5 protein-coding genes are annotated in these 10,479 nt (G+C 63.2%); 4 read left to right on the plus strand and 1 reads right to left on the minus strand.

Annotated elements, in window-relative coordinates; genetic code table 11:
* Positions 1 to 1,361, minus strand: a 1,361-nt coding sequence (locus B3849_RS10785; protein ID WP_286780116.1) for a thiamine pyrophosphate-binding protein, incomplete at its 3' end; no start/stop codon positions are given.
* Between the two features lie 191 nt (positions 1,362 to 1,552).
* On the opposite strand from B3849_RS10785, the gene B3849_RS10790 reads away from it, so the two are divergent.
* The 4 genes from B3849_RS10790 to B3849_RS10805 form a co-directional block, all read left to right on the plus strand.
* On the plus strand, positions 1,553 to 3,184 hold the full coding sequence (locus tag B3849_RS10790) for a hypothetical protein (RefSeq protein ID WP_286780117.1): 1,632 nt from the start codon (positions 1,553 to 1,555) through the stop codon (positions 3,182 to 3,184).
* A gap of 56 nt (positions 3,185 to 3,240) precedes the next feature.
* On the plus strand, positions 3,241 to 8,103 hold the full coding sequence (locus B3849_RS10795; protein WP_278425761.1) for a cytochrome P450: 4,863 nt from the start codon (positions 3,241 to 3,243) through the stop codon (positions 8,101 to 8,103).
* 194 nt (positions 8,104 to 8,297) lie between these two features.
* On the plus strand, positions 8,298 to 9,290 hold the full coding sequence (locus B3849_RS10800) for a transferrin-binding protein-like solute binding protein (RefSeq protein ID WP_278425760.1): 993 nt from the start codon (positions 8,298 to 8,300) through the stop codon (positions 9,288 to 9,290).
* 164 nt (positions 9,291 to 9,454) lie between these two features.
* Positions 9,455 to 10,479 (plus strand): tetratricopeptide repeat protein (locus tag B3849_RS10805; RefSeq protein WP_286780118.1); only part of this gene is annotated, 1,025 nt, incomplete at its 3' end.

Below are 10,479 nucleotides of genomic sequence, written 5' to 3' on the forward strand. Positions count from 1 at the left end.
TGCCCGCTCATCATGAAGCCGCCATCGCCGACGAATGACAGCACCAGTTGATCCTTATGCGCCAGCGCCGCAGAGACGCCCGCCGGAACGGAATACCCCATCGCGCCGCAGGTCGACCCGACGATGCGCCCCGGGCGGCCAAAACGCAGATAGCGTTGTGCCCAGCCTGTGTGGTTGCCCGCGTCCAGTGTCACGATTGTATCTTGCGGTAGGCTATCGCGGATCTGGCAAAGGGCGACGCCCATGTCGAGCTCCCATTCCGCGCCATTGGGACTGTCGGTGTCGGTCAGGTAATCCCCATGCAGCTTTGCGCACCAATCTTGCCAATCGTCGGCGCGGCCCAGATCAATGTCACCAAGCGCCGATGCCGCGGCGGCGGGGGAGGCGGCAAAGCCGAGGTCGGGGGAATAGACGCGGCCGATCTCGTCCGCGTCAGGGTGCAGGTGCACCAGACGGGTATCGGGGTTGGGCGATTGCAGCGTGGTGTAGGTCTTGGTCGTCATCTCGCCCAAGCGGGCCCCGATGACGATCAGCAGGTCCGCGTCTTTCTGGTGGGCAAAAAGCGTCGGCGCGGTGGAGGTGCCGAAATCGCCCGCAAAGACGGGCGACAGGTTATGCACGATATCCTGTCGCCGGAAGGAGGTGGCGACGGGGATGTTGTTGGTCTCGGCAAAGCGGGTGATCGCGGCGGCGGCATCCTCGGTCCAGCCGGAGCCGCCAAGCAGCATCAGCGGGCGTTTGGCCTGTGCGATCTCGTCCTTCAGCGCGTCTACATTTGCTGTCGAAAGTTGGGCCTGCGTGGCGCTATAGGGCCGCGCATCGGCGACTTCGACGATATCGGTCAGCATGTCTTCGGGCAGGGCAATGACAACCGGACCGGGCCGGCCAGAGGTGGCGACGCGGAAGGCGCGGGCCATATATTCAGGCACCCGCGACGCATCGTCGATCTGGGTCGCCCATTTGGCGATAGGGCCGAACATGGCGCGGTAGTCGACTTCCTGAAACGCTTCGCGGTCGGTGGTGTCGCGGGCGATCTGGCCCACCAGCAGGATCATCGGCGTGCTATCTTGTTGCGCGATATGCACGCCAATGGCGGCGTGGCAGGCACCGGGGCCGCGGGTGACCATGCAGATGCCGGGGGTGCCGTGCAGTTTGCCGTAGGTTTCGGCCATATTCGCCGCACCGGCCTCGTGGCGGGCGTTGATCAGCGTGAACCGGTCTTGCACGTCATGCAGCGCGTCCAGCACCTCGAGGTAGCTTTCACCGGGCACGCAATAGGCGGTGTCGGCCCCGTGGATCAAAAGCTGGTCCACAAGGACCTGTCCGCCGGTCCGGCGTTTGAGGGGGGCGTTCTGGGTCATTGGTCGGGCTCCGTCCATGTCATCTGGTATTTTCGATTGCCGAAGATGCAGCACGCCGGGGCGGGTTTTGCAATGCCGTTAGGGAAACATCGGCGGTGAAAAAAATTGACGGATGGAAACGTATCCCGCACACTCAACCATGACGAAAGTGGTGGGTAGTTTTGGCGGATGGTTCTCATAAAACTCTAGGATTGCAGCTAAATGTCATCGGGCCGTTCGATTTGCGGCGCACCGATGGGTCACGTGTCACCATCACCTCGAAGAAGGCGCGCGCTGTGCTGGCGATGTTGGCGGTCGCCCCCGGTGGCAGGCGCGAAAGACGTTGGTTGCAATACAAGCTATGGAGCGAACGCGGAGAGCGTGAGGGTGCGGCGAGCCTGCGCCAGACGCTGTCTGCCCTGCGCCGTGCGCTTGCCCCGATGGGCGATGTGCTGCAAGCGGATCGCACCACGGTCACGCTGTCGCTGAGCGAGGTCGCGGTAGATGCGCTTGAGCTTCCGTCAGTGGCGCAGCGGTTGCCGGGGCAGGCGGAGTTCCTTGAAGGGCTTGATATCAGGGACCCCGAATTCGACAACTGGCTGCGCGAGCAACGCGCCTTCTGGTCCCGCCAGCTAGAGACGTCGCAGGGCGGTCCCGACCCATCAGAGGTTGACTTCGCCCCGCCGCTGGATGTGCCCTGCGTGACGCTCATGCCCTTTGCCAGTGCCGAGCCGCTGACCCCTCAGGCGCAAGAACTGGCAGAGCAGGTGTTGGACCAGCTGGCGCGGCATCGTTGGATCAGCCTTATGGATTGGGCCGTGCACAGTGGGCGCAGCGCCGCCGGTGCCGCGCGGCCTGCGACGGCGAATTACGTGGTGACCGGCCAGTTGCGCCAGAGCAGCGGGCGGTTGGTCTTGATGGTGGAGCTGACGCATCTGACCACGGGGCAATCGGTGAAACGTGCGCAGTTTACCGCGCCGCTGGCCGATGCTGCCGATATCGGGGCGGGGTTTGCCGCCGTCGCGCGGGATATGGCGATCGAGGTGGCGGGGAATTTCAGCTGTGCCTTGGCGCAATCCTACGAACAGCGGTCCCAGTCGCGGCCCGCGCAGAGCGACGAGGCGCTGGTGTGGCAGGGGCGCTGGCATATCAACCGCCTCACCCCCGAGGATTTCGAGAAGGCGCAGGCGATCTTCGAGGATATCATCGCGCGCAACCCCGGTCATATAGAGGCGCATGTCTATCTTGCGCTGACCACGCTGTGGCGGGTCTGGACCTGCCGCGCCGATCCACGTGACATCAAGCTGGCGCGGCGACAGGCGCAAAAGGCGATCAAGCTGGATGTGTCGGACGGGCGGGGCTATTGGATCGCGGGCTGTGCGGAATGTTGGCTGGGCAACAAGACGGCCGCTGTGCATTACACGGACGAGGCGATCCGGCTGTGCCCCTCGCTGGCCTTTGCCCATGACCAGCGCGGCACAAATCTGGCCTATGATGGCAACCCCCTGGCGGCGCTGGAGGCGCTGGAACATGCGATCCGCCTGTCGCCCCACCACCCGCAGCGCTTTTGTTTCGAGGGGGAGACAGCGCTTGCCGCGTTGCTGGCCGGGGATCTGTCGGCCGCATTGCAGCACGCGGATCACGCCTTGTTGCTGCGCCCCGCCTATTGGTACGCCCATATGGTCAAGGTCCTGGCGCTGCACCGCATGGGCCGCCCCGACGCCGTGGCGCGTGCCAAGCGCGACCTGTACGAGTTCGAGCCCCGTTTCAACCGCAGCTATATCAACTGGCTTCCCTTTTCGGACCGGTCGCTGAACGCGCGTATGATTGAAGAGATGTTCTAGGTACGGCGCGCCGGCTGGTGACCCCCCGAGGGGCCTTTGCAGAAGGCATCCGACGCATGACGAAATATGCAGACAACTACGCTGGTATCCGGCAAGCGCAGGCGGAGGAGCGGGCGCATCCCTCTGATCTGGGAACGCGGCATTTCACGCTTGATGCGCTGAACGGCAGTTGGGTCGCACAGCTGCGGAGCCGGATCACGCAAGGGCTGATGAAACATGGCGGGCTGCGCCTGATGCAGCGGATTGCGCCGGTGGTGCGTTTGGGGCCGTATCACTTTGTCACGCGCCACGCCGATATCGTGGCGGCATTGCATCGGCCCGATGTTTTCGGCGTGCCCTTTGGCCCCGAGATGGAAGAGATGGCAGGCCCGCCGGTTTTTGCCTTGGGCGATGATGCACAGACCCATGCCGCGCAGATGGCGATTTTGCGCGATCCTTGGGCGGCGATTGATCCGGTGACCCATGTGCGCCCTGTGGTGCGCCGCGTGACCGAAGCCTTGCTGGAGGATAGCGGCGGGCAGATCGACATGGCCCGCGATGTCTTTATGCGCGTTACGGCAGAGGCCTGTCTGAAGACCTTTGGCATCGCGGCACCGAGCGCGGAAAACTTTGCCGCGTTTTCGGCGGCCTGTTCCTCGCTGATCTTTGCCGACCCCTCGGGCACGCCTGCGGTGCGTCGGCAGGCGATGATCGGGGCCAAGCGCATCTGCGATCTGCTGGATGCCAGCATCGACGCCTATGCCAAGCTGTCCGCCGACGAACGGGCGGACCCCGCACAGGCGGGGTTCTTGCAAGGGTTGATGGATCAGGTCGCGCGGCAGGGCGATGGCGGACCGGTTTGGGAACAGTCGGACAAAGACACCGTGCGGGTGATCCTGTTCGGGGTGATCACCGGCTTTGTGCCCACCACAGCACTTGCGGCGGGCAAGATACTCGATCAGATGCGCCGCAAGCCGGACCAGTTCCATCAGGCGCTGCGCTGTGCCGCGCGGGCCGAAGCCACCCCCGACGATCCGCAGGCCCGCCTAGCCCTGCGCGACATATTGTTCGAGATCGCCCGCTTTAACCCGTCGCTTTTTCCCGGCCAGTTCCGCCTGCGCAAAGAGGCCGGCGATACCCACGGCCTGCCCGAGGCGCTGCGGCGGATCAAACCCGGTGCCGTGGTCATTCTGGCAACAGCGCAAGCTCTGCATGATCCGCGGGTGGTGAAACACCCTAACCGCTTCATGCCGGGAGAGGGGTTCCTGGCCAAGGACGGCACCGCGCTGCCGGATCTGTCCTTTGGTTTGGGGATGCATCACTGTCTGGGGCACGAGATGGCGCATGAGATCATCACCGAGGCATTCCAGATCATCCTGTCGCGCCCTGGCATCGCCTTTCTGCCCGAGCGGCCAAAGTTCTATGGCCCCTATCTGGGCCGCTTGCGGATGCGGTTCGACATGGTGGAAGGCCACGCGGCACAGTCGACGATCGTGGCACCAGTGCTCTTGAAAGAGGGGGTGGATATAGAGGCGCTGCGCGCGGTCCTGGCGGGGTTGCAGGAGGAGACATCGGATTTGAAGCAGGGGCTTGAGGGCACGGGGATCGTGCATTTCGCAAGCCTCAATCTGGTCAATCTGGGGGCCGAGACGCGGCTTGATGCGCGGCCCACGCATCTGCTGGCAGAGTTCAACACCGATGGCATGCCGCGGGACGCGCTGGCGCGGCTGGCGCAACAGATCGACGCGCCCTGTTCGACAGTGTTGCCGTTTCTGAAAGATGCGCAGGGCGGGTTTATCGCGACGGTGCGCGCGCATCTGCTGCACCCCGATACCAAGCCCTGGGGCACCATCGGGGTGAACTTCAACGGCACCGAACATATGCCCGTGCGCCAGATCGAGGCGGAGAAAAAGCTGTATGACTGGGCCGAGGCGCAGGTGCGACAGCGCGCAGCCGAGGGCACTACGGACCCTGCCGATCTGGTGGCCGATATCCGCAAACAGATGCAGGAGGACCCTGCGAAAGCGGCGCTGCTGTACCGCCCGTCCCATCGCTATCCGCGCTTCTCGCGGCACAAGGATTTCCCCTTCTCGGGGTTTATCGCGAAATATGCGGGGCTGGGGCTGAAGCCCTTGGCGGTCTTTGCGCTGCTGGCGCTGGTGCTGCCTGTGGGGCTGGTCGCCTTTGGTCTTGTCAGTCTGTTGCAGGCGGCGGATGTCTATGTCTCGCTGTGGATGGTGCCGCTGTTGCTGGCGCTCACGGTGGCGGGCGGGGTGCTGGCGTGGTTGCGGCGGGTCGAGACGCGCGAGACGCCGGATGACCGCTATGCGCCCCATGATCACGTCGCCGCCGTGCAAGCGATGGAGGATCTGCCCGGCTATGCGCAGAACCACATCACCTCGGTCAGTGCCTTGAAGCCCGGCCTGCTGCGGCGGCTGACCACGGCGCTGGCGTTCCACATCATCAAATATATGAAAATCCTGTGGTTCCGCCCCGGCTTTGTCACCGATTTCGCCACCATCCATTATGCGCGCTGGTACTGCCCCAAAGGCAGTCAAAAGCTGATCTTTCAGGGCAATTACGACGGCAGCTGGGAAAGCTACCTAGAGGATTTCATCACCAAGGTGCACCGTGGGCAGACGATGGCGTGGAATAACTGCGTGGGGTTTCCGCGCAGCCGGTGGTTTTTTCTGGATGGGGCGCAGGACGGCGACAGGTTCAAACGCTGGGTGCGGCGCCAGCAGGTGCAGACGCAGGTCTGGTACAGCCGCTTTCCGCAGCTGACCACTGGGATGATCCGCACCAATGCGCTGGTGCGCGACGGGCTGGCGCGGGCGCTGACCCATGACGAATATCGCGCGTGGGCCACCTTGTTCTACACCGCGCCGCGCCCCGCCGATGCGATCGAGACGGACCAGGTGCAGACCTTGCTGTTCAACGGGCTGGGGCGGCATCCGTTGATGACGGCGCGGGTGCTGCGCTTTGACACGGGGCAGGGGGGCAAACGCCTGATCGCGCAGTTGCTGCAAGAGGCGCGCAATGCCGAAACCCCCGGTGCGCCCTGGGATGCGCGGCTGAGCTTTGGCGACGCCTATCCCGATTATCCGGCGCATTTCATTGCTCTTTCCTCTGGCGGGCTGTCGCTGCTGGGGTTTCCCGACACGCCCCACGACGGACGCGCGACGTTGCCCCATGCCTTTGCCAGCGGCATGGCGGCACGGGCGCGGGTGTTGGGCGATGCGGGCACGCCCGCCGATCCCGCCCGCTGGCGATGGAGCGACGGCGCCGCGCACGCTTTGCTGCTGTCCTATGCCCGCGATCCTTCGGAGCAGGCGGCAACCGACGACACGCTGACCGTGATGTTCGAGCAATATGGCATCGCGGTGGACAGCATCGTGCGGGCGGATCTGCAACGCCGTGGCTTGGCCCATAGCGACGGGTTCGGCACGCGTGACGGTATCTCGCAGCCGATCATGCGCCATACCCAGGCCTTTGCCAAAGGTAAGGCCGCGCCGGATGATGTGGTCGGCGCGGGGGAGTTCATCCTGGGGTATCCCGATTCCCGGGGCTACCTGCCGCTGGCGATCACCGTGCCCGCCGATACGCCGGCGGCGCAGGGGCTGTCGGCGGTCGAGCGGCCGGTGACGGATCTGGTGCCGCGCTTTGGGCGGCTGCATCTGGGGGACCAGCGTGATTTTGGCCGCGGCGGGAGCTTTCTGGCGGTGCGGCAGATCTTGCACAATGACAAGGCTCTGAAGGAGTTTGTGGCGGCCAAGGCGCGCGGGCTTGAGGCGCGACATCTGCCGCAAAAGGGCATCGCGGATGCGATCCGCGAGGATATGCAGGCCGACATCAGGATCCGGCAGGGCGACCACATGCCCGGCGACAAGGATATCGTGCTGGGGGATATGCAGCGCGGGCAGATGGATCAATCGCCCTATGGCGATGTGCCTATGGGGCCGGATGCACGGCAAATCTGGATGGAGCAATGGATCACCGCCAAGATCATTGGTCGGTGGGCGGACGGCAGTTCACTGGCGCGCAACCCGTCGGTGTCGCGCAGCCTGCGCAACCGCGCGCGCTATCACGCGGTCGTGCGTCGCTATGTCGGGCTGCGCCTCAAGGCATTGCAGGCCGCGACGGAACAGCGCCCTGCAACCGACGGCCATCTTGTTGCGCTGCAGCAGTTCCTTGACCGGACACGCACGCCAAGGGGAAGCGGCCGTTTGGGCGTGCATGGCGGGCTGAGCATGGATGAGACGATCTGGACGACGCAGGGCTGGGCCGCGTTCAACGATGCCTTGTCAGAGCTGGAGCATGAGGTCGGCCCCCTTGGCATACCGCGCGATCTGCTGCGTCCGGTGATCCCCGACAATGATTTCCGCCACGGTGAGGACGACCCCTTGGGGCTGTATTGCCCGATCGGGTCGCATATCCGCCGCGCCAACCCGCGCGACAGTTTCCGCCCCGGTCACGAGATCACTTTGCAGATCAACAACCGCCATCGGCTGTTGCGGCGGGGCCGGACCTATAGCAGCGCGTTTGACACGCCGCAGGACGCAGGCTTGATCGACGCGGGCTGGGTGCGGCGCGATACCGAGACCGTACCGCCGGTTGAGCAAGAGGAAGGCACCTTCTTTATGTGCTTTAACGCCAATATCGAACGGCAGTTCGAGTTCGTGCAGCAGACCTGGATCAACGCAGACGGGTTCCACGGCGGGCGGCATGGGCCGGACCCTTTGATCACGCCGAAACAGAAGGGTGATACGTTCATTATTCCGGGGTCGGAGGACTCGCTGGCGCTGGATATGTGCCCGATGTCGCGCGCGGAAGGGGAGGGGGTCGCACAGCCTGCGCCGGTGGATTTCACCCGAACGGTGGCGGGGGGCTACTTCTTTATGCCAAGCAAACAGGCGCTGGCATATCTGTCGCAACTATAGGTTAGGCTCCTCTGAGCTTTTAGCGATGAAAAACCGCCTGATGCGTTCTTTTTTCACGATTTTTTCACGGAGCGCCGCGCAAAAATTTACGGTACGTTTACGGTCGATTTTTAACCTTTCTTAACCTGCTGCGATTTCGGCAGGCACCCGCCCGCTTGGGGCTATTTAGAAAGGGCATTGAAATGAAACTTTACATGCAATTGATGACAACGACCGCGCTGGCGCTGAGCGTCGCGGCCTGCGGGTCGTCGAACGGGGTCGACAAGGTGATTGATGTAACAGACATCACCGAAGAGGCGCAGGCCAAACGGACCTTTGCAACAGACGAGGACGGTGATCCGGTCGATGCCGGTGCTGCGATCGCGTCAGGCAAGACACTGACCGCGCGCGCCGTGGGCGTCGCCTTGCAGAACCTGAACTATCACACCGGGGAAACCAGCACGACGACTGATGTCACCGCGTCGATCAAGCGCAATGATGACGGCGCGCTGACCGTGACCATCGACGGCGAAGAGCTGGCGTTCACCCCTGCCGACGTGAATGGCGAAGGTGACGGCTACGAGGTCGAGGTGGATGGCAAATTCGCCGGGGTCTATAACTTTAATGGTCCGGTCGAAGAACTGCTGACGGCGGGCAATGGCTTTGCCCAGGTGGTAAGCATTTTCCGGACTTCAGAGAACGCCGAAGGTCATGTGTCGGGTGACAATACCTTTGCGATCTTTGGCACAGAGACGGCGGATGAAGATCTGAAGGATCTGCCAAAAGCCGAATATACGGGCCGGTCGCGGATCAATGTTGTGCCAAACAGCGGCTTCGAATCGAACAGCCTAAGCCGGTACAAGGTGCGCAGCGAAATTGCGATGACGGCAGACTTTGGCGCGGGCGAGATCTGGGGCACCATCGGGAACACCACCATCGAAGACCCCGAAGACGGTGAACGTGATGCCGTTGAAGGGACCATCGCGATGGATAAAACCACGTTCGATAACAACGGTTTTGCCGGGACATTGACGGCAGATGCGGACTTCATCAGCGATATCGACGTCAATAGCGCCGAAGGGACGTACTCCGGTGCGTTCTATGGGCCAAACGCCGAACAGGTTGCCGGTGCGCTGACATTTGGTATCGGCGCTGACGACGGGTCGCTGAACGGGAACGGCTACTTCTCGGCCGACAAAGTCGACTAAGGTCGACGACAACGGGATAGAGAAGCGTCGATCAAATTACGGGTCCCGCTTCTCTGGGCGTGGGCATGACCTCAAGCCATGCCTGCGTCTCCCCATTATTTCATGTGGGAGACGCAGTGCAGAGTTCAGGTTTCACGCCGATTTAACTGCTTGAGGGTTAATCCATGAAACATCTTCTTTTTGCCGCCCTGATGGGCGTTCTTTTGGCGTGCCAATCGCCCGGACAGGCGCAGGCCGCGACACCACAGGATTATCTGGAACAGGGAAACTATGACGCCGCGCGGGCCAGTCTGGCGCAGTTGGTCAAGGGGGATCCGAACGGGCCGCTGCATCAGGCCTATCTGGAAGGTCAAATCCTGATGCGTCAGAACCAGCCTGCGGCGGCGGTTGATCTGTTTCGCGATCTGGTACGCATCGCGCCCGATTATGAACCGGCAAGACGAGAGCTGACCCTGCTGCTGGCCTATCGCGGTGATGTGACCGCGGCGCGCTATCATGCGGAACGGTTGGTCGCGGAAACCGCCGACGAACAGCTGCGCGCCGGATTGCAGACCTTTATCCTGAACAATAGCTCGCGCAAGCCCGGCGGCTTTGCCCTGCGGTTCGCGCTGTTGCCGTCGTCGAACCAGACCCGCGGCAGTGCCGAGCAGGAAATCCTGATTGGCGGGGTGCCGTTCACGTTGAACCCTGCGTCGCGCGCGTCTTCCGGGGTGGGGCTGGCAATTGGCGGCACCGCATGGCGGCGCTGGCAGTGGAATGAAAGATGGTCCGGCGTGGGCACCGCCAGTCTGGATGCGAAATTCTACGATTCCGCGCTGAACACGGAAACCACGGCCGTTGCACGGTTCGATGTCATTCGAGGCGGGCAGCGGGGGCGGTTCTCTTTCGGGCCGATTGCCGAGCTGAGCTTTTCTGATTCAGACATCGTGCGACGACGGTGGGGGGCGGAGCTGCGCGGAGCCTATCAGCTGCGTCCGCGTGATCTGGTGTCGGGTGCGCTGCGGTTTGATCGGCAGACCTATGACCAAAGCCCGTTTCGGGACGGGCACCGGATGCGGGCCTCTGTCTCGTACCAACATCGGTTGACGCCGACGCTCGGGCTATCCTTCGGCCTGTCGCAGCTGCGCGAAACGACACAGCGCGCGCATCTGGATCACCATGAAACCGGCGTGTCGATGGGGATTGACAA

This window comes from Sulfitobacter sp. UBA4523, from assembly GCF_002388305.1.
GTDB lineage: Bacteria > Pseudomonadota > Alphaproteobacteria > Rhodobacterales > Rhodobacteraceae > Sulfitobacter > Sulfitobacter pontiacus.

Excerpts from the sequence above, each read along its gene's own strand:
- B3849_RS10795 (WP_278425761.1), top strand. The coding sequence starts at position 3,241 with ATGACGAAATATGCAGACAACTACGCTGGTATCCGGCAAGCGCAGGCG.
- B3849_RS10800 (WP_278425760.1), top strand. The coding sequence starts at position 8,298 with ATGCAATTGATGACAACGACCGCGCTGGCGCTGAGCGTCGCGGCCTGC.